A 22,292-nucleotide genomic window follows, 5' to 3' on the forward strand; every position below is an offset into this window, starting at 1 on the left:
GCGGGGTTCCCCTGTCCTGACGGACCGTCAGGTTAGATCCCGCGCCGACAGAACGCCACCCCCGCGTCTGCGGCGGCTGAGCCCCACCCACCCGCCCTTGCCCTCAAACGCCGGGCGGGCTGATGGGGTGTCTGCTGCGCAACCCCTCCAGCCCGTCCGGCGTTTGAGGACGCCTTTCAGCGCGCGCGGCGTCGGAGCGCACAGGGCGGGAGGGTGGGAGTCAGCCCGCCGCGGGCGCCGTCGCCGTGGACAGCGCAGCGGCCAGGCGGCGTAGGCCCTCGGCGATTTCCGTGGGGGTGTGGGTCGTGAAGGACATGCGTAGGGCGGCCGGGTCGGCGGGGCCGGCGAAGAAGGGGGCGCCCGGGACGTACGCGACGTCGTGCGCGATGGCGACTGGCAGCAGGGCGGTGGCGTCGAGGCCGTCCGGGAGCCTCACCCACAGGAACATGCCGCCGTCGGGGCGGTTCCAGGTGCTGCCCGGCGGGAGGGCGGCGGGCAGGCCGTTCAAGAGGGCGTCGCGCCGAAGGCGGTACGCGTCGCGCACGCGGCCCAGGTGCGCGTCGAGGTCGCGGTCGGCGAGGTACCGCGCCGCCGCGGCCTGGTCGACGGTGGAGGAGTGGAGGTCCGCGGCCTGCTTGGCGATGACGCAGGCGCGCCGCAGCGCTTCCGGCGCGCGCATCCAGCCCAGGCGCATCCCGGGCGCCATGATCTTGGAGAACGAGCCCAGCAGGACGGTGCGGTCGGCTGCCGCTTCGAGGGAGGCGATCCACGGCACGGGCTCCCCGTCGAACCGCAGCTCGCCGTAGGGGTCGTCCTCGACGATCCACAGCCCGTGCCGCCCGGCGACCTCGGCCACCGCCTGCCGGCGGGCGAGCGGGAGGGTGCGTCCGGTGGGGTTCTGGAAGTTCGGGATCAGATAGAGCAGCTTCGGCCGCTCGCGGACGACGAGTTCCTCCAGCGCGGCGGGGTCGATCCCGTCCTCGTCGGACGGCACCGGCAGCACCCGCGCCCCCGTGAAGCCGAAGCACTGCAGGGCGGCCAGGTAGGTGGGGTCCTCGACGAGGACGGTGTCGCCCGGCTCCAGCAGTGCGGTCGCCAGGAGCGCCAGGCCCTGCTGGGACCCGGCGGTGACGAGCAGGTCGTCCGCGCCGGTCAGGAGCCCGCGCGCACCGAGCCGGGCGGCGACGGCGCCGCGGAGCGCCGGGTCGCCTTCGGTGGTGGAGTACTGGAGCACGCGCTGGGGCGCCTCGGCGAGCACGTGGTCGTAGGCGGCGCGGATCCCCTCGGCGTCGAAGAGCTCGGGAGCCGGCAGCCCGCCCGCGAAGGAGATCACTTCGGGGCGTGCGGTGAGCGCGAGGATCTCGCGTACCGGTGACGCGCCGACCGAGGCGGCGCGGGCGGCTAGGGCGGGGACGTCGGCTCGGCCGGCTCGATTCATACGCGTCATGCGCGCAGCCTACGAATAATCGGTGGCCTGTCCACCTAATTGACCAACATGCGAACGGGGACGCGGTCCCGCACCCCGTACGGCCCGATCCGTCGCCCGGTCGCGACCGACCCCTCCCCATCTGACGTATCGTCAGCTACACCTGTAGGCATGACAGAAGAGACGCGCAGCGAGGTGTACGCGGAGCTGGCCTCCGTCGGGCCGTACGGGGTGCGGGTCGGGCACGCCCTGATCACCATGGTGGAACCCCTGCCGGGCCACGAGTACGCCTACAACAGGTGGTACGAGGACGATCACTTCATCGCCGGCGCGATGGCCATGCCCTGGATGTACGCCGGCCGCCGCTGGGTCGCCACCCGCGATCTGCAGCTGCTCCGCTACCCGGAGAAGTCCGCCGTCGCCCAGCCCGTCACCGCGGGCTGCTACATCTCCACCTACTGGGTCACCGACGGCCGCTACGACGACCACATGAAGTGGACCGTCGGCATCAACAAGCGCCTCAACCGGGACGGCCGGGTCTACCAGGACCGGACCCATGTCTTCACGGCGTTCCAGGACCACTCCGCCACCGTCTACCGCGACGGTGCGGCCGGCCCCCGGGACTTCCACGCGCTCGACCATCCCTACACGGGTCTTGTCGTGGAGGTCATCGACGCCGAATCGGCCGAGCAGCGGGAGGAGTTGCTGGAGTGGCTGCGCTCCCGGCATCTGCCCAAGCGCCTCGCCGGCTCGCCGGCCGCGATGGTGACGATCTTCAAGCCGACGCCGCTGCCGGGCGACAGGATGACGTACGTGAAGCAGGTCGAGGGGGTCGACACCCGTCTGACGCTGCTCTGGTTCCTCCAGCAGGACCCGCGCGAGGTGTGGGACGCCCACTTCACCGGTCTGGACGACGAGATCGCCGCCTCCGGCCTCGGCCGCGTCGAGCTGGTCGCGCCGTTCGTCCCCACCATCCCTGGCACGGACACCTACGTGGACCGGCTCCGCTAGCGGAACCGGTGCGGGCTGCTCCCGGCTCGCAGTGAGCCCTCTCGGCCAGGACGGCGGGCCGGACGAGAGGGCTCTTCGGTACTGCTGATCGGTTCGGCTGCTCCCACTGGGGTCAGTCGAGGTCGTACGAACCCTGGCCGACGTCGGTCACGAACGCGGCCCAAGACTCCGGGGAGAAGTCGAGGGTCGGGCCGTAGGGATCCTTGGAGTCACGGACGGCGACAGCGCTGAGGGTGGGTGAGGCCACCTCCACGCATGCGCCGTTTCCCTGCGAACGCGAGGACTTGGTCCACGCCTTGGTGTTGCCCAGCTGAATAGCCATGATCGCTCCGAGCTTTTCTGGTTGTGCAGCTCTGACGCGACTGAAGCTACTCGCCAACATCACTGACCGCAGGGTCTATTCACTCGACCGGATGGCATATTCCATGTGACTCTTCCGCATTGAGCCGACGGGGGTGTACTCTCCCGCCTTTCCCAGTCCAGGGCGGGTCGGAGAGCCCTGTTCCGGGCTCAACGCTCCCCAACTCGGCTCAACGCGCGTATTCCTTGGCGGCGTCCGCGATGAACTGGCGGCTCGCTTCGGCGCTCAGTGCCTGTGCACGGAGATGCTCGTACATCACGCTGTATCCGTGTACATCGACCGGCTTCTCCAGATACAGGTCGGAGGTCACGCCTTCGATGTACACCACACTGGAATCCGTCGCGTCCGGGAATTCCAGAATCGCGAAGTTTCCCGACATGCCGGGGTGTGCGCCGGCCTCGTACGGGAGCACCTGGACCGTGACGTGCGCCTGCGATCCCATCTGCACGAGGTACTCGAGCTGTTCCCGCATGACGTCCTTGCTGCCGACCACGCGGCGCAACGCGGACTCGTCCATGACGACCCAGAACCGCAGCGGCGAGGCCGGGTCGGTGATCCGCTCCTGGCGCCGCAGTCGGATGTCGATGCGCTTGTCGACCTGCTCGGGAGTGGCCTCGGGCAGCGTGCCCTCGATGACCGCCTCGGCGTAGTTGCGGGTCTGCAGCAGACCCGGCACTACGAGCGAGTCGTACACCCGGAGTGATTCCGCTTCGGTCTCCAGGCCGATGTAGACGCTGTACGGCACATCGCCGAATGCGTGCCACCAACCCTGCTGGCGGGATTCCTTCGCCATGTGCATGAGGGAATCGACGATGCGCTGGTCCTCGACGCCGTACACGCCGCACAGGTCGCGGACATCTCGCTGGCTGATGCTGCGGCGGCCGTTCTCCAACCTGCTGATCTTGGACTGGGAGACCAGCAGCCGGGCTGCCACCTCCTCCGCGGTCATCCCCTTGGTTTCGCGGAGTTTTCGCAACTCCGATCCAAGTCGACGTCGCCTGACGGTGGGATTCACGTTGGCCGCCACGGGTGGTGCACCTCCGGCTCCGGACTGCTTCTCGTACTTCTTCTTCGCCGCACTTGTGCGGCTTTTCCTACCGAGCGCGTACTGCTGGTCAGCAGCCTGCCACTATCGGTCATCGGTGCGCTGGCAAATGGTCTTACGAACTGCACAAACGCAACGCGCGGGGTGGGGGACCGGTGTTGACCGGTCCCCCACCCCGCGCGTCGAAGCGGCCCTGGGGTCCCCGGGCCCGAAGGCCGGGGGGAGGGTTGCCGAGGACGGTGGGCCTGCGGTGTCCGGTCCCTGCCGACGGACACCGTGCCCTTGCCTACCGTCCTGCTGCCTGCTGCCTGCGTACTGCTCATCTGCCGGGTACTGCGAATTTCGCCCCGCGCACTGCTTCGGGTTACCGCCCCGGGGCGCTGCTAGCGCGCTCCGGCACGGGCCATGCTGTTGTGCCCGGCCGGCCCCACCGCTGCGGGCCGTCCCTGCACGGGAGCCCGCTTCGGCTGAGCCGCGGCGCCGTTCTGCACGTCCATGACGGCGTGCGCGACGAGACCGCCCATCGGGTCGTATCTGATCAGGTCCCGCAGGCGCGATCGCGATGACCGGCCCTCGTTCCCCGGATACAGGTGCTTGCCGAGGCCCACCGCGTGGGCGAGGGCAGCGAGAGCCGCGGTCCGCGGGTCCGGCGGGACGCCGGTGCGGATCGCGTTGTCGAGCCGGGCTCTGATGTCCCGGCTGACCTCGCTGTCGCTCGCCTGGTAGCGAGTCGTCGGCAGCACCCCGCACATCTGTCCCGCTACGGCATGCACCATGCCGCACCGCTCCAGATGCGCGAGATACGTCTGGCGCAGCCCCAGGCGGGGCCCGCCGATCCAGTGGACAGCGCGAACCGGACTGCCACGACGGCGCAGCAGTTCGAGCGCGGAGTCCAGTGTCGGATCTCCTGTCGGCCGTGGGTGTACCACGGCGATACGATCCCCATCAGGGGCTATCCGTCCAGCCAGGGCCAGCTCGACGAGCTGTGCCCCGGCGAGGCCGAGGTCGAGCGACTGCGGCTGCGCTGTGGTCCCGGTCGTCGGGTCCAGAGCGAGCAGCAACAGCTCTTCCGGAATCGTTCTGCGGCTCTTGCCCATCCATGCCTCCCCGCGTGGATGAATGACAGGGTGACGCCTCTCACATTCATCTGTCGAGAGCGCCTGGAGTGTTCGGGATGGAACCGACTGGTATGTCGTTCTCGTCTAGGGGGTGAGCGGTGGTGTCGCAGACGGGCCGCGATCGGTTCCGGCGGGTCTGATAGGGGCTTCCAGGCCGGGGACTGGAAACTGGTGCAGTGAGATGGGGCGTCGTGCGTCGCGCACGAGGACGCCCCTCGTGATGTGTGGAGGAGGTCTGCGTGGCGGGCGAGTCCCCCGGCAGGGAGCAGCAGCAGGAGTCGTCGGGGGTGGCGGCCGAGCAGAAGGCGCTCGATCCGAGGCTGACGGTGTTCCGTGCGCCGGATGTGGTGCCTGAAGCCGTACGCGAGGAGCACGGCGGTCTGCCCGACCGCCCGGCCCCCGACGCGGACCCCCGTCCGGAAGATCACCCGGTGGCCTCCGAGACCCCTGGCGGTACCGGCGGCGAGGACGCGGACAGCGGCCGCGGGAGCCTGCCGCGCCAGTCCGGCGCGTCTGCATCCGGCGGCGGTACGGATACGCCGGACGACGTACCCGGCCCGGACACCCCCGTCGCGGAACCTACGGTCCCCGAGGACGCGCACGACGGGCCGGATGACGCAGCACCTGACGAAGAACCCGTCTCTGCGGCCGCGGACACTCCGGAGGATTCCGTCCTGGAACCGGAAGACGCCGCGGGCGAGCCCGTTGACAGGCCGGTGGACGAGCCCGACGACGAGCCCGCGGACGAGCCTGCGGACGCGAGGCCGGAGCGCGCGCAGGACGATCCCGCCGCGCCCGATGTCTCCGACGCGCCCGAGGACGGGACCGAGGACGGGACCGAGGACGGGACCGAGGACGGGACCGCGCAGGAGCCGGCGGACGATGCCGCGCCCGCGGACGACCCGGCGGACAGCCCGGCGGACGCGACCACGGACAGCCCCGCGGGCGCTCCCACGGACCCGGCGGACGCTCCGGCGGACGAACCCGAGGACGCGGTCGCGGAGGCGCCGGCGGAGGCGCCGGCGGAGGCGCAGGCGCCGGCGCAGGCGCCGGTCGACGCGCCCGCCGACCGCAAGCCGGAGTGGAGAGCCGCCAGGAGCGGCCCGGCGGACGTGCCGGACGATCCGCGCAGGGAATCCCCGGCGCAGCCCCCGCGGGCCTCACAGGAGCAGTCAGCGTCTCCGTACGCCCTGGCCTGGCCCGAGGTGGAGCGTCCGGTACGACCGGCCGCACCCGAACCCGCCGCCCCTCCGGCCCCGGCAGCCCCATCCGCCCCGGCCGCCCCTTCGGCCCCGGCTCCGGCCCCGGCGTCGGCCGCTCCCGCCGCGCAGCCGGAGGCCGCCGGCCCGCAGGGCACGCGGCAGATGCCGTTGCCGCCGGCGCCCGGACAGCCGCTGAAGCTGCTGGCGGAGCTGACGAACACCCCGCCGCCGCCCCAGACGAAGCTGCGGACGGTGGTCAGGCGGTTCAAGATCTGGACGCCGCTGGTGGTGCTGCTGCTGATCGCCATCGCGGTGGCGCAGTCGCTGCGCCCGCTGCCGGCCCCGGCGCTGACGCTGACCTCGGAGTCCTCGTACGCCTTCCAGGGCGGTCAGCTGTCGCTGCCGTGGCCCGTGATGGGCCAGTCGGTCGTCGAGGTCGAAGGCGTCGGGAGCATGGGGGTGCGCGGCGCGCAGACCCCGGTGCCGATCGCGAGCGTCACGAAGGTGATGACCGCGTACGTGATCCTCCGCGACCACCCGCTCAAGGGGAACGAGACCGGCCCGGAGATCAAGATCGACCAGACCGCCGCGGACGAGGCGGCGTCGGTCGACGAGTCCAGGGTGCAGGTCCAGCTCGGCCAGGAGTTCACCGAGCGGCAGCTGCTGCAGCTGCTGCTGATCCCGTCCGGCAACAACATCGCCCGCGCGCTGGCCCGCTGGGACTCCGGCACGCAGGACTCTTTCGTCGTCAAGATGCAGAAGGCCGCCGCCGACCTGGGCATGAAGAACACCACGTACACCGGGGCGAGCGGGTTCGAGGAGACGACGAAGAGCACGGCGGTCGACCAGCTGCTGCTCGCGCGGGAGGTCATGAAGAACGAGGTCTTCCGCTCCGTGGTGGCCATGGAGAACGCCGAGGTCCCCGGCGTGCCGAAGATCTACAACAACAACGGGCTGCTGACGAAGACTCCGGGCGTCATCGGCATCAAGACCGGCTCCAGCACCCCGGCGGCCGGCGCCCTGATGTGGGCGGCGCAGAGGACCATCGACGGCAAGCCGCGGATGGTCCTCGGCGTGGTGCTGCAGCAGCGCAAGGGCTCGACGCCCGACCAGATGCTGAAGTACGCCCTGTCCACCAGCGACACGCTGATCAGGGGCGCGCGCGCCGCGCTCACCTCGGCGGTGGTGGTGAAGAAGGGCGAGGTCGTCGGCTATGTGGACGACGGTCTCGGCGGGAAGACACCGGTGGTCGCCACCAAGGATCTGACGGCGATCGGCTGGTCGGGCCTGAAGTCCGACCTGAAGCTGGTGGCCGGCACGGCCGGCGTTCCGCACTCGGCGAAGGCGGGGACCGAGGTCGGCACGCTGAGCCTCGGCAGTGGTACGGGCGAGACGAAGGTGTCGGTGGCACTGCAGTCGGACCTGGCGGAGCCGTCCTTCTGGGACAAGCTCATTCGTCTCGGCTGATCCGCCGGACGGCACGGGAGATGACGGCGGCCGGGTCCAGGTGACCCGGCCGCCCTCGTGTCAGCGGGTAGCAGGCGAGGCCGAGGAGCGCGGCGGTGAAGTGGCCGACGTCGGTGAACGTGCGGCCGTGGACGAGGGCGAGACCGTAGAAGCCCAGGACGCAGAAGCCGTAGAAGAACCGCCAGCGGAAGACGAGGAAGTAGGTCAGGACGGCCTCGACGGCCGCCAGTCCGTAACTGACGCCCACGTCCAGGGTGTCGACCGAGTTCTCGGGCGCCCGGCCGTGGTGGATCGCCCAGAGCAGGACCCCCTGGCTGATGTACGTGGCGACGACATGGCCGATGAGGACGACGGCCAGCCACCGCCAGGTGCCGAGCCAGCGCTCGGCGGTGGCGTGGAAGACCGTGTACAGGAACACGTACGGCAGCCAGCCGCCGCCGTCGATCCACAGCGCGCTCCGGATGAGCACGCTGACCGCGTCGTCCGACAGGTTGTGCAGGTTCGTCGACCGGTCGCCGAGGATCTCGTCCAGCCGTGAGGGCGAGACATGGTGCATGACGACGGTCGTCACGAACAGGATCGCCAGCCAGATGTAGGTGCCGGGGGCGCTCCGGATGTAGGACCGTACGGCGCGCAGGAGCGACCTGAGGCGCGACGGCCAGGAAGTGTCCACGCTCGGATTGTGTCCGATACATGGCTTTTGATGACTCCCGCCGCGCCCCGGCCGGCAGCGGGTGGACCGGTCAGGCGGGCAGCGGGTGGACAGGGGACCGACCGGCACGCGGACGGTGGACCGACCGGTCAGGCCGACAGCTCCCGCTCCAGTGGCGTACGGAAGCGTGGGGTGACCCGGACGTCCCCGAGCCGGTCGCCGAGCAGTGCCGCCTCGGCCGTGATCCCCGCCACCGCCTCCTTGCCGGGACGCTTTCCCGGACCGGCCAGCAGTCGCCACACGATCTCGCCGTCCGGGCGCTGCGCCCATCCGCCGACGACCCGGCCGTCCCACCACACCGTCGGTCCGACGTTGCCGGTCTTGTCGAAGAGCGCGGTTCGGTGTTCGTCCGGCAGGAACCAGTCGCGCTGCTGCCAGCCCATCGGCGTCGGGTCGAGGCCCGGCAGCAGGGCGGCCCACGGGCCGGCGGACGGCCCGGGTTCCACATCGTCGGGGAGCACGTATCCGGTGCCCTCGTCCAACGCGACCTGCTGGGCGCCCACCGCGGTGAGCGCCTTGCGCACGTCCGTCAGCGTCCAGCCCGTCCACCACTTGAGGTCGGCCTCGGTGCCGGGGCCGTACGCCGCCAGCCAGTCACGGGCCAGCGCGGCCTTCGCCTCGGCGGCGGGCGGCTCGGAGAGCGGCTCGGCCACCGCCCACCGGAACTGGCTGCTCGTCCAGGAACCCACCGGTCTGCGCCGGGTGATCCTGCCCTCCGCCGCGAGCACCCGGATGATGCGGCTCGCCACGTTCTGCCGTGCCTCGTACGGCTTCCCGGCCGCGACGACCACCTGTTCGCGCAGCCGCGGCTCGTACCCGCCCAGCTGCGCGGCCGTCGACTCGCCGTGCACCGCCAGCGCGGCGACCACCGCCTCCTCGACCTCCGACAGCCAGGTCTCGTCCCAACCACCGCCGTCCGCGAGGTACTTGAGCAGCCCGGCCCGCTCCCGCACCGCGATCGCGCGGGCCGCCGCCGCGTAGACCACCGGTGCGGAGTCCTGGGTGACGACGAACATCGTCCGCCGCATCGCCAGCAGCCGCACCAGCGAACCGTCCTCGTACAGCGCCCGGTCCACGTCCGCGAAGCCGGGCCCGGCCAGTCGCGCAGCCGTCGAGAGATAGACCGTCGCCGCGTCCGTGGCGTGCAGGGCCACCAGCGACCGGGTGACCTCCTCGGCGGACTTCGCGCGCAGCCCCGGTGCCAGCAGGTGCCGCACCCCCAGCCGCGCCCGCCGCTCGTCCCCGCCGATCCGCCGCACCGCCCCGTCCACCGTCATGGCCCCATGCTCACACGCACCTCTGACAACGCCCGGTTCTGACGACGCCCGGCCCCGCACGTGGCGCACATCACACTCGCCGGGACCGAAGTCGCGTAATCCCCGGCCCCAATTCCCGGTCTTGAAGACGACTGGATTCAACGCAGCGGGAGAGGGACACCTCATGCCGACCGTCATCGACCAGACCCTGCGGGCCCGGCTCTGCTCGCCCCCGGCCGGGGATCGGGTGATCACCGCGACCCTGATCTACCAGTGCGACGACCCGCTGGCCACCCGTATGACGTTCCCGGCATCGGCGACGCTCGACGGTCACGACGTCACGTGGACGTTCGCCCGCGACCTGCTGGCGGCGGGACTTCGGATGCCGTCGGGCGAGGGTGACGTGCACGTCTGGCCGTACGGGCGGCGCCGCACCATGATCGAACTCTCCTCGCCGGAGGGCATCGCCCTGCTCCAGCTCGACAGCGAGGACGTCCAGGACTTCCTCACCCGCTCGTACACGGCCGTCCCGTCCGGCGACGAGCACCGCCATGTCGACCTCGAGGCCGACCTGGCGGCGCTCCTCGCGGAAGAGTGACGCGGGAGGCGGGGGCCCGGGGGCTCAGGCCTTGAAGCCGCGCAGGCGCAGGCTGTTGCCGACGACGAAGACGGACGAGAACGCCATGGCGGCGCCCGCGATCATCGGGTTGAGGAGTCCGGCCGCGGCGAGCGGCAGCGCCGCCACGTTGTAGCCGAAGGCCCAGAAGAGATTCACCTTGATGGTGCCGAGGGTCCTGCGCGACAGGCGGATGGCGTCGGCCGCGACCCGCAGGTCACCCCGTACGAGGGTCAGGTCGCCCGCCTCGATGGCGGCGTCGGTCCCGGTGCCCATCGCCAGGCCGAGATCGGCCTGGGCGAGCGCGGCGGCGTCGTTGACCCCGTCGCCGACCATGGCGACGGAACGGCCTTCGGCCTGCAGCCGCTTGATGACGGCCAGCTTGTCCTCGGGCATGACCTCGGCGATGACATCGTCGCCGGAGACCCCGACCTCCTCGGCCACCGCCCGCGCCGCGGCTTCGTTGTCACCCGTCAGCAGGATCGGGGTGAGACCGAGGGCGCGCAGCCGCGTCACGGCCTCCGCGCTGGTCGGCTTGACGGCGTCGGAGACGACGAGGACGCCGCGGGCCGCCCCGTCCCAACCGACGGCCACCGCCGTACGGCCCTTGGCCTCGGCCGCGGCCTTGGCGGCCGCCAGCTCCGCGGGCAGGAACTGCGTCCACTCGTTGAGGAGTTTCTCGCGGCCCACGAGCACCGCGTGTCCTTCGACGACGCCCTGCACGCCCAGGCCCGGGACGTTGGCGAAGTCCTCGGGCACCGGCAGCGGGCCGCCCGTGCGCTCCGCGGCGGCGGTGGCGACGGCCTTGGCGATCGGGTGCTCGGAGGCGTGCTCCAGGGCGCCGGCCAGCCGCAGCACCGTCTTCTCGTCCTCGCCTTCGGCGACATGCACTTCGGTGAGCGTCATGACGCCGGTGGTGACCGTGCCGGTCTTGTCGAGAACGATCGTGTCCACCGCGCGGGTGGACTCCAGGACTTCGGGGCCCTTGATGAGGATGCCGAGCTGGGCGCCGCGCCCGGTGCCGACCATCAGGGCGGTGGGCGTGGCGAGTCCCAGCGCGCACGGGCAGGCGATGATCAGTACGGCGACGGCGGCGGTGAAGGCCGCGGAGGCGCCTTCGCCGCTGCCGAGCCAGTAGCCGAGCGTCGCGACGGCGAGCGCGATGACGACGGGCACGAAGACCGCCGAGATCCGGTCGGCCAGCCGCTGCACGGCGGCCTTGCCGTTCTGCGCCTCCTCGACGAGCCGTGCCATCCGGGCGAGTTGGGTGTCGGCGCCGACCCGGGTGGCCTGGACGACGACCCGGCCGCCCGCGTTCACCGTGGCGCCCGTGACGCCGTCGCCGGGGGCGACCTCCACCGGAACGGATTCGCCCGTCAGCATGGAGGCGTCGACGGCGGAGTTGCCCTCGCGGACGGTTCCGTCGGTGGCGATCTTCTCGCCGGGGCGGACGACGAACAGGTCGCCGACCGCCAGCTCCCCGGTGGGGACGCGCACTTCGCGCCCGTCGCGCAGGACGGCGACGTCCTTGGCCCCCAACTGCAGCAGCGCCCTGAGCGCGGCTCCGGCCTTCCGCTTCGAACGGGCCTCGAAATACCGTCCGGCCAGGATGAACGCGGTCACTCCTGCGGCGGCCTCCAGGTAGATGTTGCCGCTGCCGTCACCGCGCGAGATCGTGAATTCGAAGGGGTGCTTCATGCCGGGCATTCCGGCGGTGCCGAAGAACAGCGCCCACAGCGACCAGCCGAACGCGGCGAGCGTGCCCACCGAGATCAGCGTGTCCATGGTCGCGGCGCCGTGCCGCAGATTGGTCCAGGCGGCCTTGTGGAACGGCCAGGCCGCGTACACGACGACGGGCGCGGTGAGGGTGAGCGAGAGCCACTGCCAGTTCTCGAACTGCAGGGCCGGCACCATGGCCATCGCGATCACCGGCACGGCCAGCACGACGGCGGTGAGCAGCCGTTGGCGCAGCGGGGTGAGCTCGTCGGGCGCGGCTCCCTCCGGGTCGGATCCGGCGGGCCCGGCCGGCGGGGCGGGCAGCACGGCGCTGTAGCCCGTCGCCTCGACGGTGGCGATGAGGTCGTCCACGGCGACGCCGCCGTCAAAGCTGACCTTGGCCTTCTCCGTGGCGTAGTTGACGGTCGCGGTGACGCCGTCCATCCGGTTGAGCTTCTTCTCGATGCGTGCCGCGCAGGAGGCGCAGGTCATGCCACCGATGTCCAGCTCCACCTGGCGGCCGGTAGGCGCCGTGATCATCGCCACTTCACTCCACTCCTTCGATCAGGGCCAGTCCTTCGGCCAGAGCCGGACAGGCCCTACATGCCTTGGTGGGAGGCCGGGCGCGGCTCCGGGCTGTCCGCCCCGCCACCGTCCCCCCGCACCGCGCGGCCGAGGCCGAACGCGGTGCCGAGGACGATCAGCAGGATCAGCAGATAGCCGCCCAGTTTGACCGGTGCGGTCACGCCCGGCCGACCAGTTCGTACCCGGCCTCGTCGACGGCGGCGCGGATCGTCTCGTCGTCCAGCGGCTGCTCGGAGGCGAGGGTGACCAGCCCGGTGGCGGCGTCGACGTTGACGACGGTCACGCCGGAGACGCCGCCCAGCTCCTTGGTCACCGCGGACTCGCAGTGGCCGCAGGTCATGCCCGAGACGGAGTACACGACGGTGCCCGCGGCCTGCGACTCGTCGGTCGCGCCGTCGGTGTGGCAGGTTCCCTCGGGGGAGCAGCAGGACATGGCGTTCTCCTCGTGCGTCTCGTGCGGTGACGGCTGTCGCCGTCCACTGTTGACCACCATATACCCCCCCAGGGTATTAAGCGAAGCCGGACCCGCCGCCGAGGTTGCCGTCGGGTTGCCGTCGGGGTTGCCGTCGACACCCCCGCAGTACCGCCGCAGCACCGCCCCGGGCCCACCGGGCGCCGTTAGGCCCGCTGCTCCGCGGGTAGGCGCCGCAGCGACGGAATTCGGACAACCGGAGGTGACTCGGATGCTGTTCCTGGGATTGGTGCTGCTCGCCGCGACCGGAACGCTCACGGGACTATTGATCGCAGGCAACCTGTCCGGCGGGCCCGACTACACGGTGGCGCTGCTGGGACACGACGTTGTCACCATGAACTCGCTCTCCATCTTCTGCGCCGGCCTCGTCCTGGCGCTGGTCTGCTGCCTGAGCCTGCTGATGGTGGGCGAAGGCGCGGCGCTGCGCCGCCGCAAGGCCGTACGGCTGCGCGAGGCGCGCAACGACGCCGAATCGGCGGCCGCGGAGCGGGACGCCCTCGCCGCGCGGGTCCAACAGCAGCGCACCGACGTCCAACGGCAGCGCACCGACGACGACCAGCCCACGCGGACCTCGGCCCCGGAGATGCCGCTGCAGCAGCCGCGCAAGCACCGCGCGCCGCACGCGTTCGGCAGTTGAGTCGCCATCGGTCCGAGGTTGATCCAAGGCTGATCCGAAGGCTGATCCGTGGTTGATGAGATGTTGAGGGGAGTGGTGCGCGATGGACTGGTGGATCTGGATCGTCGCCGTGGTGGCGGTCCTGCTGGTGCTGGCCGGCTCGGTGGCGGGAGTGCAGGCGCGGCGCCGTAGCGGTGGGGTGATCGCGGTGCGCCGCGGCGCCCTGGGCCGGCGGGCCGGGAAGGGACGGGTGAAATGACCACACCCACCCCCACGATGATGCTCGCGTCGGAGATCACCAAGCGGCCGGTCGTGACACTGGCTGGTGAGGCCGTCGCACAGGTCAAGGACCTCGTCTTCGACGGCACGGCCGGACGTATCGCGGGCTTCACCCTGAGCGGCCGCGGCCTGCTCTCCGGTCCGCTGCGGCACAGCCTTCCGTGGTCTGGCGTGCACGGCCTCGGCCACGACGCCGTGATGATCAAGGGCGAGGACGTCTTCGAGAGCAAGGCCGACGTCCTGGAGCGCGGCACCGCCGGCCGCGGTGACGTCCTCGGCTCGCGGGTGCTGACCGACGGCGGCACCGACCTGGGCAGGATCTCCGACGTCGTCGTCGAGGTCGTCGAGGGCACCACGGCGCACGTCGTGGGCTACGAGATCGCCTCCTCGGACGCGCTCGACCGGCAGGGGCGCAAGGTGTTCATCCCGCTGTCGGAGACCACCGCGGTCTCCGGTGAGGCACTGGTCATCCCGGCCGCCGCGGCCGAGTTCATCGCCGACGACCTTCCAGGGTTCGCGGCAGCGGTCCAGGCGTATCGCGCCCGCCGCGGGACGGAGGTCTGATGCTCTTCTCGGAAACGGTCGGCCGCCAGGTGGTCAGCGCCGCCGAGGCCCGCACGGTCGGCGTCGTCGACGGCTTCGTCGTCGATCCGGCGACGGCCGCCGTCGTGGCCCTCAAGCTGAAGAAGACCGACGGCTCCGGCGACACCCTCGTCTGGGACCACATCCACGCCATCGGACCCGACGCCGTCATCGTCCGGTCGGGCGCCACCCTCGGCAACGCCGCGGGCGAGTTGGCCCCCCTCGCCGACAAGCACCGTTCGCTGCCGGGCAAGCGCGTCCTCGACGAACGCGGCGAGTCTCTCGGCACCGTGTCCGACGTCGAGTTCGACGCCGACTCCGGCGTGCTGCTCACCGTCCACACCACGACGGGCGACTGCTCGGGAGAGCGCGTCCTGGGTCTCGGCTCCTACGCGCTGGTCGTCCGCGAAGCCTGATCGCCGCACCGCCCCTGTCCGTGACGCACCGCGGCCCGGCCCCCGCCGAAGCGGGGACCGGGCCACAGCGTTGTGTGCCGGCGGATCAGGGGGCGTAGTAGCCGTTGAGGTCGGCGATGAGCTGCACGCTGCCGGAACTCGCGTTGTAGAAGCTGTTCATGCCGGCGTCGTCGTTCGCGACCACCACCTGGTTCGGGATCGTCTGCCCGGCCGTCCAGTTGAGGTTGGAGACGGTCGGACGGGTGGTCCCCCGCGGGTAGACCGTCATGAAGCCGACGTCGGCGCCCTGGGTCACCGTCACATTCAGGGACACCGCCCGGGCGTTGGTGTAGCCGACATCACGGACGTTCTCGGTCTGACGGCCGCCGACCGGCGCGGCCGGCACCCATTCGCCGACACCGTCCGCGAACCACGGCGCCCTGGTGTCGATCACCCGGTGCGGTGTGACGGCGTGGTACTTGTCGCCGCCGGTACCGGTGAAGTAGCCGGTCACGTCCGCGAGCACCTGCACGCCGTCGCTGTGGTTGTAGAACGACACCTTGCCGTCCTTGACCGGGACGGTCACCAGGTTCGGGATCGTCTGCCCCTTCGACCAGTTGAGGTTCGAAGCGGTCGGGCGGGCGGTGCCGTGCGGGTACACGGTCAGGAAGCCGTCGCTCGTGGAAGCGGTCGAGGTGACGTTCAGCGTCACTGCGGTCAGTCCGGTGGCCGGGATGCCCTTGACGCCCGCGACCTGCAGGTCCAGCGTGCCGCCGGATCCCAGCGGGCCCTTGGGAGCGCCCACCGCGGACCGGGTGTCGAGGAGCCGGGAGGGCGTGGTCGCGGTGAAGCCGCTACCCGTGGTGCTGAAGTAGCCGAGCAGGTCGGCGAGTACGTGCACGGTCCCTGCGCTGCCGTTGTAGAACGACACCTTGCCGTCCTTCACCTGCACGGTCACCAGGTTCGGGATCGTCTGGCCCGGGGACCAGTTCAGGTTCGACGCGGTCGGCCGGTCGTCGCCGTGCGGGTACACGGTCAGGAAGCCGCCCGAGGTCGGCGCGGTGACCGTCACGTTCATCGTCACAGCCGTGGTGCCCTCCGCCGGCACTCCGTGCGCGCCGGCGACGGGCAGTTCGACGGTGCCGCCCGAAGGGACCGTGCCCGCCGCGCCGGTGCCCGTGCCGTCCCGGGTGTCGAGCACCCGCAGAGGACCGACCGGGGTGTATCGCGTCCCGAAGTTGTCCTGCTCGGTCGCACCACGGTCCCGACGCCCGGAACCGGTGCCGCTGTCGGTGACATACGGGTCGTCGGTGGCGCGGGTCCCGTCGAAGTCACCGGCGAGCATGCCCGGCGCGTTCTCGTCCGCCGAATCGATGAGCGCGGAGGGCGTACCTGTGCCGGAATCACCCGTCCAGGTCTCGAGCTGGACGTTACTGATCACATCACGTTCGCCCTGGCCGGAAGCGGTGGCGAACGCGGACACGGTGTCGTACGCCGTGCCGGACCAGTTGTACGCGGGGCTGGCGTCCTTCGAGTCGAAGGCGTTGTAGGCGACCTTGGTACCGCTCGTCGCCTCGGCGGCCACCCGCAGACCGGTGAAGTCCGCAGCGTTCTCGCAGACCGGGGTCCCGTCGTCATTCGCAGCGGAGGCCGAGATCACGTTGTTCTCGACGACCGCGCCGGTGGACCCGCCCGTCAGCTCGATCGCGTCCTGGCAGCGGGTGTCGAAGGTGTTGCTGACGATCACGGTGCCGGGCGCGCCATCGGCCACGACGGGGGTGATGAAGGAACTGGAGATGCGATTGGTGGAGATGACCGTGCCCTGGACCCCGGGGTCCACCTTGGCGAGTCCACCGCTACTCAGGCTGTTGTTCTGGATGATCCGCACCGATGTTGCGGCCCCGGCGACCCGGACAGCGGGCCACCCGGCCGTTTGACCCTCGGCTCGGCCGCCTTCGACCTGGTTGCGGGAGATCGTGATGTCGGACCCGCCGTTGACCAGCACCGCCTCCTGCTGGGCGCTCATCACCATGTCGCGGATCCGGATGTGCTGCACACCGGAGAGCAGGAAGGCATGGGCCTTGGTGCTGTCCCAGCCGCCCACTGTGGTGGGTCGGGCGAAATACTTCGTCCCTTTACCGGCGAAGGTGATCGGAGCCTCGGCCGTGCCCGAGCGGGTGACGGTGACCTGCTCCGGATAGTCGCCCTCGGCGACGTTCACCGTCTGGCCGGGCAGCACCTTCGCGGCGGCGGCCGAGACGGTGCAGTACGGCTGCGCCAGGGTGCCCTGACCGGCGTTGGAGCAGTGTGCCCCCGCCGCGTTGTTGACGTACAGATTCACGACCGCGGCCGACGCGTCCACCGCGGCCAGGCCCGGCAGCGCCATGGCGCCGAGCAGCATGGCGCCGGTCACGGCGCCGATTCGAGTCTTGATAGTGCCCCCCCAGGGCGAAAACGGGAGATCCCGTCGGTCGGCTCGGCGGGAGTCCCCACACTCGTCAGCCGACCGCGCGGATCATTTCACACGCTTCACACAGGTACCACTGGTATCCCCATGCCCCCGCGGTACGCGAAAGGCCCTCCCGTCAGTACTGACAGGAGGGCCTCGCGGAAGGTGTGCCCCAGGCAGGATTCGAACCTGCGACACCAGCTTTAGGAGGACGGGTGTCGACCACACCCGCTGACCTGGGCTAGGGGAGTGCTGGGCATCGCTCGGTTCGAACGCCGTCCGCTACCGCGATTCCCCGTGAGTCCCCGCCCGATCTGGCACGGCTGTGGCACGGCTGGCACATGGCCTTACGCTCGCTCCCCGTGAGAGGACGGTGGCCGTCACTCAAGCGGCGCGGGAGCGACCGGGAGCTGTTCCCTGTAGAGCCACGTAAAGGTCCGGTCCAGTTCGAGTCGGGCCTCCCCCCAGTGGATGACATGGATGCCGCTCTCCACGTCGGCAGTGAAGAAGAGACAGACGAGCTTCGTTGAGGCTCCCAGCTCCTCGAACGCTTCGTGCAGCCCCAAGTACTCCTCGGTCGCCACGTCGTCGCCGAGGTCAAACAACCCATCCGGAGGTTGCGGTCCGTGCGCCCGAAACAGTCGATGACGCATTGGTGACGTATTGGAAGGCAGTCGGGCGCGATCAAGGGGCCTTGGCCTGTCTGCGTACCGGAAGGGAAAGAGGGCATGACCGTTGATCACTGCGTACTCGTACCCACGCACGTCACGAACCGACTCCCCCAGTTCCCGAGCCATATCTGCGAGGTTCTCCCGTACAGCCCCGGCGAGTGTGACACCGTATGGGCCTCGCTTCTTCAGCCCCGCTGCGAGGTGCGTGGCGTGAGCCTTCGAGTGCGCCTTGGCTAGTTGCATCGGGACCGCGGCCACAAGGTTGCTGGCCCGTTGCCTGAACCTCGCGAGCGCCCAGGCTGACGGTGCTACGGAATCACTACCAAACACGGACATCCAGCGTCCCCCTCCCCAGATCACCCCTTCTCATCTGTGTGACACGCAAGTGCAGTGCGCACAAGGGAGCAATCAGGCCATGGCGCAGTGCCGATGCCCTGCGCAGTACAGCCACAACTGGCCGACGGCGCCTGTGACCAGGGGCCGGCCGCCTAATCGGCCAACGCTCTTGCCTGCTCCTGAGCTGCGGCAGTTGTCGACATTGGTCACTATCGAGCCATCTTCTACGGCCCGAGGACGGCCCGGGAGGGTGCTCGTGTAGACCGCTCCTTACACGACTCCATGGATCGCACCCGCGTGCCGGCCGGTGTCTCAACGGTGCTGTAATGCACTGGCTCCGGAGGCCGATGGCGGCCCAACGGTTCCCGCAGCCGTCACGTCTCGCGACTTCTTTCCATAAGCGAGAGAGTAAGACCCGCGCCGCTTACAAGCAGCCCCACCAAGCTGGAAGTGGCAGTGGAAATGATAATACTCGTCAGGGGAAAGCTTCCTACGCTGGCATTATCCATACCAATGGCGACTGTAGCAAAAACCAGAAGGATCATAAGGAATAAGCTCGTTGCTAGGAGGACTTTACTGATCCCTACTCTGGCATCGGCGAGTCTATTCTCGCGATCACGCGCATCTTGGGCAGAAGTAACTCTTCTACCAAACGCCGCCATGATGGCAACTGCAGCCAGCGCAAAACCCAAAAGCCCACTCGATGACCCCGTGAGTGAAGAATAGATCTCCTTGCGACTCTCGGCATTAACTGCGGCTAGAAGGAAATCCTTGGACTTAAAGTAGCAAACTGCGCCAAGAGCTCCCTCAACGACCACGAAAACCAAGAATGGAAGGATCCACAAATGCCGATCAAGCCACGTGAACACTCGTCGCAACACAGGGATCCCCCACTCGATCGTTATTTACTCTTTGCCTCTCATCTTCTGCCCATGAACCGCAGAAGCGATCTTGCCATCGCGTTGAAAATCCTTGTAGGCGCTGTCTAGAGCAAGGAAGACCTCACTGGGGTCGGGCATGGAGGGGACCGATCGACTTTGCCGAAAGTTCGCTTCAACTTGCAGTCGCTCATGTAGAAGGTTGATGGTATCGACCCTCTCTGTTACAGGATTCCTCCCTCGAATGATCATATTCGTCACGAAGTCGTCAGCTTGTTCGGCCAAGGCAAATACTTGCTCTTCGGTTTCCCCATCGAGATACCTATCCCTCGGTCCGTATCGCCCCATGCCGAGGGTGAAACGAACGGAAGGGGCCCGGCGACCGAAATTCTCCGGAGCCAAGGTACCAAATACCCCACTGGGACTGTCAGGAGCCCTCTGCGTCATGGCTACTTCCACTGAGCGCATATGACCGGCCATAGCTTTCAGCTTTTCAAACATATCCTCCCGGTACAGAGCGTCGAACTTGACATGGGCACTCATTTTGCGCCGCAGGAAAAGCGACAGTCGCGAAACTCGTGGGACGTTTTTAGCGTAGTCGTGAGCGCATACGCCGTCGGGCCACAAGGAAACATGGCTGACATCAGCGGGATATTCGTGATCGCGCAACGAGATCGGGCTTACACTGCCTGCGCTGTCCCATTTAAATGGGCGGTCGTTTGCCCCCCGCAGAGCGAAAAGCCTCAGGTTTGTTGGCGTGCCTACCGAGCCGACACTCACAACCTCCACGGCTGTCACGGCGTCTCCGTCATCGAAGATCGCAAAATCGCCATCGGATGCGATCGCATCCCTAAGGCTTTGGGCAATTTCCTGCGGATCGAATTCCGGCTTTCCCGCCACTGAGCCCCAGCGGTGGAATATCAGCCTGCGCTTCAACATGGAGTCATGTTAGCCCCTCGTAACCGCCTAGTCTCGCAAAGTCAACATCCCAAATTCGATTATACGTTCGATATCATCGGACCACAAGATATTGGACCTGTAAGTATCGAGCTGCTCACCCTTCGTACAAGTATGCCCGCCGGGTCTGACAGTGACACTTAGTAACTGAAGAGTCGCATGACGTAGCACTCGGAGGCTCGAAGGATCAGATGGGCGTTTTGCCTGACACCAACCCACCACTTCACGTCTGCCATCCCGTCTGCCGTCGTCCCACACTCTGTGGAGCGGGCGTGGTTCAGGGCGTCAAGGTGGAGCGCGCCACTGTACGAACGACCTTGACGCCCTGAGCCGCGACTGCTCGGCTCTGCCTGGGACGTCGGTGGACGGGATGGCAGCTCCCACCTTCACCACGAACTGCCTGCGGTCGCCGTCCGGGTTGCCACCATCCCAGAGTCGGAGCGCCCCCGCCGGAGGCTGTCTGCGCCTTGTCGGCTGGCAATCCGCGCAACCGCCCCTGACCCCTGCCCCGGACCTGTGATTCCCCCACCTTGTGGGCGCGGACGGCGCCCGGCGCGGCCAGCCGGTGGCGCAGACATGGAGGCGGGCCGCGCCGGGCGACGGCCGGCGCCGCCGCGCTGTGCGCGGCCCTTTCTCTCTCGGAGAAGACTGCCTTGCAGACCCTGAGAGGCCCGGAGCTACGGGCCAGCGGCGAGCGCAGCGAGTCGCCTTGATCTAGTAGAGAAACTCCTACCGCGCAGGATGCGGCCGTCTGGCTCTCGGCGTCGTTAGAGGTCCATGGAGCTGGTCAGCTTGCGCCCATCGTGTGCGCGGACATGAGGAGCGTCATCGCGGAGTGCGTCGGTGATGCGCACGGCGTACACCTCGCCCATGCTGGCGATCACCTCGTCCGGGGTCAGCCACTCGACCGCGATGGACTCGTCGGAGAGCTGCTCCTGTCCGCCCTCAGGACGGCAGCGGAACACGATGGCGACGATCCCGCGCGCCGTGTTCTTGTACACCCCGGTCAGCCGCTCGACCTGGATCTTGATGCCAGTCTCCTCGTAGACCTCCCGACGAACGCCGTCCTCAAGGGTCTCGGTGAGTTCGAGTACACCGCCGGGCGGCTCCCACGTTCCGTTGTCAGCGCGCTTGATCGCCAGGACGCGCCCGTCTTGCCGTACGACGACTCCGGCCACAGACACGGAGTGGAGAGGCGTTGACGTGGCTTCGTGGCGGCTGTTACTCATGTACAGGAGAATAGGAGACAGGGAAGGACTATGGCGAGTGCTGAGGTGGCTTCTACGGCCCAGGCGAAGTACCTGCTGATCGCAGGTGACCTCGCCGCACAGATCCGGGCAGGCACGTTGGCGCCCGGCGATGCCGTGCCGAGTGAAGCGGACCTGATGGCTCGCTACACCGCCGCTTCCGGCACCGTACGCAAGGCAGTCGCGGAACTGCGTACGGCTCAACTGATCGAGACCCACCATGGGCGGGGATCGTTCGTCCGCTCCCGTCCGCCTGTCCAGCGGAAGTCCTCCGACCGCTTCCGCCGTGCCCACCGCAAGGCAGGGAAGGCGGCCTACCTGGCAGAAGCTGAGCAGTCCGGTGGCAAGCCTGGCGTGAACGTCCTCTTCATCGGACCGGTAGACGCTCCGCCTGAGATCGCAGTGAGGTTGGACGTGCCGGCCGGGACGAAGGTGCTGGCACGCAAGCGCCGGTACTTCCGCGATGGCACTCCGACAGAGGAGGCGACCTCCTACCTGCCGTGGGACGTGGTGAAGGACATTCCGGAGATGTTCGCCGAGAACCCTGGCGGCGGCGGGATCTACGCGCGCCTTGAAGAACACGGCCACACCCTTGCGGAGTTCACGGAGACCGTGCGGGCACGGCTGGCGACCAAGCCTGAGACGTCTGCCTTGGCTCTCAGCCCAGGCTCCCCGGTGATCCATCTCGTACGGGATGCGATGACGCACGAAGGTCGCGTGGTCGAGGTCTGCGACACGGTCATGGCCGCTGACCAGTTTGTTCTGGACTACCGCTTCCCTGCGGGGGATTGATCGTCCATCAGGTCTGACAGCCCGCCACAAGATTCTTTCTAGTGGCGGGTTGACTCATGTACAGGAGTCAGGCACTCTTCTAATCACTACTCCTGTACATGAG

General features: G+C 69.0%; 22 protein-coding genes. 8 read left to right on the forward strand and 14 right to left on the reverse strand.

Going from position 1 to position 22,292, the window contains the following annotated elements:
- Positions 1-220 precede the first annotated feature (220 nt).
- Complete coding sequence (locus tag AC07DC_RS36680; RefSeq protein ID WP_478918960.1) at positions 221-1,447, reverse strand: aminotransferase-like domain-containing protein; 1,227 nt, start codon at positions 1,445-1,447, stop codon at positions 221-223.
- 150 nt (positions 1,448-1,597) lie between these two features.
- On the opposite strand from AC07DC_RS36680, the gene AC07DC_RS36685 reads away from it, so the two are divergent.
- A complete protein-coding gene (locus AC07DC_RS36685; protein WP_478918962.1) occupies positions 1,598-2,437 on the forward strand; it encodes a hypothetical protein in 840 nt (279 codons plus the stop codon).
- Positions 2,438-2,549: 112 nt separating this feature from the next.
- On the opposite strand, the gene AC07DC_RS36690 is transcribed toward AC07DC_RS36685, so the two are convergent.
- The 3 genes from AC07DC_RS36690 to AC07DC_RS36700 all read right to left on the reverse strand — a co-directional run bounded on the left by AC07DC_RS36690 (position 2,550) and on the right by AC07DC_RS36700 (position 4,940).
- Positions 2,550-2,759, reverse strand: coding sequence for a DUF397 domain-containing protein (locus AC07DC_RS36690; protein WP_478918964.1), 210 nt, complete (start codon positions 2,757-2,759; stop codon positions 2,550-2,552).
- Positions 2,760-2,967: 208 nt separating this feature from the next.
- Positions 2,968-3,825: a helix-turn-helix domain-containing protein gene (locus AC07DC_RS36695; RefSeq protein ID WP_138353592.1), complete on the reverse strand. Its 858-nt coding sequence runs from the start codon at positions 3,823-3,825 to the stop codon at positions 2,968-2,970.
- Between the two features lie 401 nt (positions 3,826-4,226).
- Complete coding sequence (locus AC07DC_RS36700) at positions 4,227-4,940, reverse strand: GOLPH3/VPS74 family protein (protein ID WP_164294345.1); 714 nt, start codon at positions 4,938-4,940, stop codon at positions 4,227-4,229.
- A 260-nt stretch (positions 4,941-5,200) separates the two neighbouring features.
- Between AC07DC_RS36700 and AC07DC_RS36705 the strand changes: the two genes are divergently transcribed.
- On the forward strand, positions 5,201-7,630 hold the full coding sequence (locus AC07DC_RS36705; RefSeq protein WP_478918966.1) for a D-alanyl-D-alanine carboxypeptidase family protein: 2,430 nt from the start codon (positions 5,201-5,203) through the stop codon (positions 7,628-7,630).
- On the opposite strand, the gene AC07DC_RS36710 is transcribed toward AC07DC_RS36705, so the two are convergent.
- Entirely contained in the window at positions 7,614-8,303 is a 690-nt protein-coding gene (locus AC07DC_RS36710) for a rhomboid-like protein (protein ID WP_478918967.1), read from the reverse strand. The genes AC07DC_RS36705 and AC07DC_RS36710 overlap by 17 nt on opposite strands.
- Positions 8,304-8,431: 128 nt before the next feature.
- Positions 8,432-9,619, reverse strand: a complete 1,188-nt coding sequence (locus AC07DC_RS36715; RefSeq protein ID WP_478918969.1) for a winged helix DNA-binding domain-containing protein — start codon at positions 9,617-9,619, stop codon at positions 8,432-8,434.
- 163 nt (positions 9,620-9,782) lie between these two features.
- Here AC07DC_RS36715 and AC07DC_RS36720 point away from each other — a divergent pair, with 163 nt between their 5' ends.
- Positions 9,783-10,196, forward strand: a complete 414-nt coding sequence (locus tag AC07DC_RS36720; protein ID WP_478918971.1) for an SsgA family sporulation/cell division regulator — start codon at positions 9,783-9,785, stop codon at positions 10,194-10,196.
- Positions 10,197-10,220: 24 nt separating this feature from the next.
- Here the strand turns inward: AC07DC_RS36720 and AC07DC_RS36725 are convergent, their stop codons facing one another.
- The 3 genes from AC07DC_RS36725 to AC07DC_RS36735 are packed head-to-tail and all read right to left on the reverse strand — an operon-like array spanning position 10,221 to position 12,948.
- Positions 10,221-12,470, reverse strand: coding sequence for a heavy metal translocating P-type ATPase (locus AC07DC_RS36725; protein ID WP_478919127.1), 2,250 nt, complete (start codon positions 12,468-12,470; stop codon positions 10,221-10,223).
- A gap of 59 nt (positions 12,471-12,529) precedes the next feature.
- Positions 12,530-12,676 carry a hypothetical protein gene (locus tag AC07DC_RS36730; RefSeq protein ID WP_478918973.1) on the reverse strand — a complete coding sequence of 49 codons (147 nt, stop codon included), beginning with the start codon at positions 12,674-12,676 and terminating at the stop codon, positions 12,530-12,532.
- On the reverse strand, positions 12,673-12,948 hold the full coding sequence (locus AC07DC_RS36735) for a heavy-metal-associated domain-containing protein (protein WP_478919128.1): 276 nt from the start codon (positions 12,946-12,948) through the stop codon (positions 12,673-12,675). Before AC07DC_RS36735 ends, AC07DC_RS36730 begins: the two co-directional genes overlap by 4 nt.
- Positions 12,949-13,198: 250 nt before the next feature.
- On the opposite strand from AC07DC_RS36735, the gene AC07DC_RS36740 reads away from it, so the two are divergent.
- From AC07DC_RS36740 to AC07DC_RS36755, 4 genes are all read left to right on the forward strand, one after another.
- Positions 13,199-13,624: a hypothetical protein gene (locus AC07DC_RS36740; protein WP_478918975.1), complete on the forward strand. Its 426-nt coding sequence runs from the start codon at positions 13,199-13,201 to the stop codon at positions 13,622-13,624.
- 82 nt (positions 13,625-13,706) lie between these two features.
- The gene (locus AC07DC_RS36745; protein WP_478918976.1) at positions 13,707-13,862 is read left to right on the forward strand and encodes a hypothetical protein; all 156 of its coding nucleotides are present in this window, start codon (positions 13,707-13,709) and stop codon (positions 13,860-13,862) included.
- Entirely contained in the window at positions 13,859-14,446 is a 588-nt protein-coding gene (locus AC07DC_RS36750; protein WP_478918978.1) for a PRC-barrel domain-containing protein, read from the forward strand. The genes AC07DC_RS36745 and AC07DC_RS36750 overlap by 4 nt, the downstream gene beginning before the upstream one ends.
- The gene (locus AC07DC_RS36755) at positions 14,446-14,880 is read left to right on the forward strand and encodes a PRC-barrel domain-containing protein (RefSeq protein WP_478918979.1); all 435 of its coding nucleotides are present in this window, start codon (positions 14,446-14,448) and stop codon (positions 14,878-14,880) included. The genes AC07DC_RS36750 and AC07DC_RS36755 overlap by 1 nt, the downstream gene beginning before the upstream one ends.
- An 85-nt stretch (positions 14,881-14,965) precedes the next feature.
- Here AC07DC_RS36755 and AC07DC_RS36760 read toward each other — a convergent pair whose 3' ends face one another.
- From AC07DC_RS36760 to AC07DC_RS36780, 5 genes are all read right to left on the reverse strand, one after another.
- The gene (locus AC07DC_RS36760) at positions 14,966-17,272 is read right to left on the reverse strand and encodes a right-handed parallel beta-helix repeat-containing protein (RefSeq protein WP_478918981.1); all 2,307 of its coding nucleotides are present in this window, start codon (positions 17,270-17,272) and stop codon (positions 14,966-14,968) included.
- A gap of 416 nt (positions 17,273-17,688) precedes the next feature.
- Positions 17,689-17,913 (reverse strand): hypothetical protein, encoded by a 225-nt coding sequence (locus tag AC07DC_RS36765; protein ID WP_478918982.1) that lies wholly within the window; start codon positions 17,911-17,913, stop codon positions 17,689-17,691.
- 776 nt (positions 17,914-18,689) lie between these two features.
- The gene (locus tag AC07DC_RS36770; RefSeq protein WP_478918984.1) at positions 18,690-19,142 is read right to left on the reverse strand and encodes a hypothetical protein; all 453 of its coding nucleotides are present in this window, start codon (positions 19,140-19,142) and stop codon (positions 18,690-18,692) included.
- A 78-nt stretch (positions 19,143-19,220) separates the two neighbouring features.
- On the reverse strand, positions 19,221-20,132 hold the full coding sequence (locus tag AC07DC_RS36775; protein ID WP_478918985.1) for a hypothetical protein: 912 nt from the start codon (positions 20,130-20,132) through the stop codon (positions 19,221-19,223).
- 785 nt (positions 20,133-20,917) lie between these two features.
- Positions 20,918-21,391 carry an NUDIX hydrolase gene (locus tag AC07DC_RS36780; RefSeq protein WP_198358485.1) on the reverse strand — a complete coding sequence of 158 codons (474 nt, stop codon included), beginning with the start codon at positions 21,389-21,391 and terminating at the stop codon, positions 20,918-20,920.
- Between the two features lie 18 nt (positions 21,392-21,409).
- Here AC07DC_RS36780 and AC07DC_RS36785 point away from each other — a divergent pair, with 18 nt between their 5' ends.
- Positions 21,410-22,189 carry a GntR family transcriptional regulator gene (locus tag AC07DC_RS36785; protein WP_466420150.1) on the forward strand — a complete coding sequence of 260 codons (780 nt, stop codon included), beginning with the start codon at positions 21,410-21,412 and terminating at the stop codon, positions 22,187-22,189.
- Positions 22,190-22,292: the final 103 nt, after the last annotated feature.

It is taken from the genome of Streptomyces sp. NPDC045021 (assembly GCF_056432645.1).

Bases quoted from the DNA above. Each gene is read 5' to 3' on its own strand.
- AC07DC_RS36720 (WP_478918971.1), top strand. From the start codon at position 9,783: ATGCCGACCGTCATCGACCAGACCCTGCGGGCCCGGCTCTGCTCGCCC.
- AC07DC_RS36715 (WP_478918969.1), bottom strand. From the start codon at position 9,619: ATGACGGTGGACGGGGCGGTGCGGCGGATCGGCGGGGACGAGCGGCGG.
- AC07DC_RS36740 (WP_478918975.1), top strand. From the start codon at position 13,199: ATGCTGTTCCTGGGATTGGTGCTGCTCGCCGCGACCGGAACGCTCACG.
- AC07DC_RS36735 (WP_478919128.1), bottom strand. From the start codon at position 12,948: ATGTCCTGCTGCTCCCCCGAGGGAACCTGCCACACCGACGGCGCGACC.
- AC07DC_RS36700 (WP_164294345.1), bottom strand. From the start codon at position 4,940: ATGGGCAAGAGCCGCAGAACGATTCCGGAAGAGCTGTTGCTGCTCGCT.
- AC07DC_RS36725 (WP_478919127.1), bottom strand. From the start codon at position 12,470: ATGATCACGGCGCCTACCGGCCGCCAGGTGGAGCTGGACATCGGTGGC.
- AC07DC_RS36685 (WP_478918962.1), top strand. From the start codon at position 1,598: ATGACAGAAGAGACGCGCAGCGAGGTGTACGCGGAGCTGGCCTCCGTC.
- AC07DC_RS36785 (WP_466420150.1), top strand. From the start codon at position 21,410: ATGGCGAGTGCTGAGGTGGCTTCTACGGCCCAGGCGAAGTACCTGCTG.
- AC07DC_RS36755 (WP_478918979.1), top strand. From the start codon at position 14,446: ATGCTCTTCTCGGAAACGGTCGGCCGCCAGGTGGTCAGCGCCGCCGAG.
- AC07DC_RS36775 (WP_478918985.1), bottom strand. From the start codon at position 20,132: ATGTTGAAGCGCAGGCTGATATTCCACCGCTGGGGCTCAGTGGCGGGA.
- AC07DC_RS36750 (WP_478918978.1), top strand. From the start codon at position 13,859: ATGACCACACCCACCCCCACGATGATGCTCGCGTCGGAGATCACCAAG.
- AC07DC_RS36680 (WP_478918960.1), bottom strand. From the start codon at position 1,447: ATGACGCGTATGAATCGAGCCGGCCGAGCCGACGTCCCCGCCCTAGCC.
- AC07DC_RS36690 (WP_478918964.1), bottom strand. From the start codon at position 2,759: ATGGCTATTCAGCTGGGCAACACCAAGGCGTGGACCAAGTCCTCGCGT.
- AC07DC_RS36745 (WP_478918976.1), top strand. From the start codon at position 13,707: ATGGACTGGTGGATCTGGATCGTCGCCGTGGTGGCGGTCCTGCTGGTG.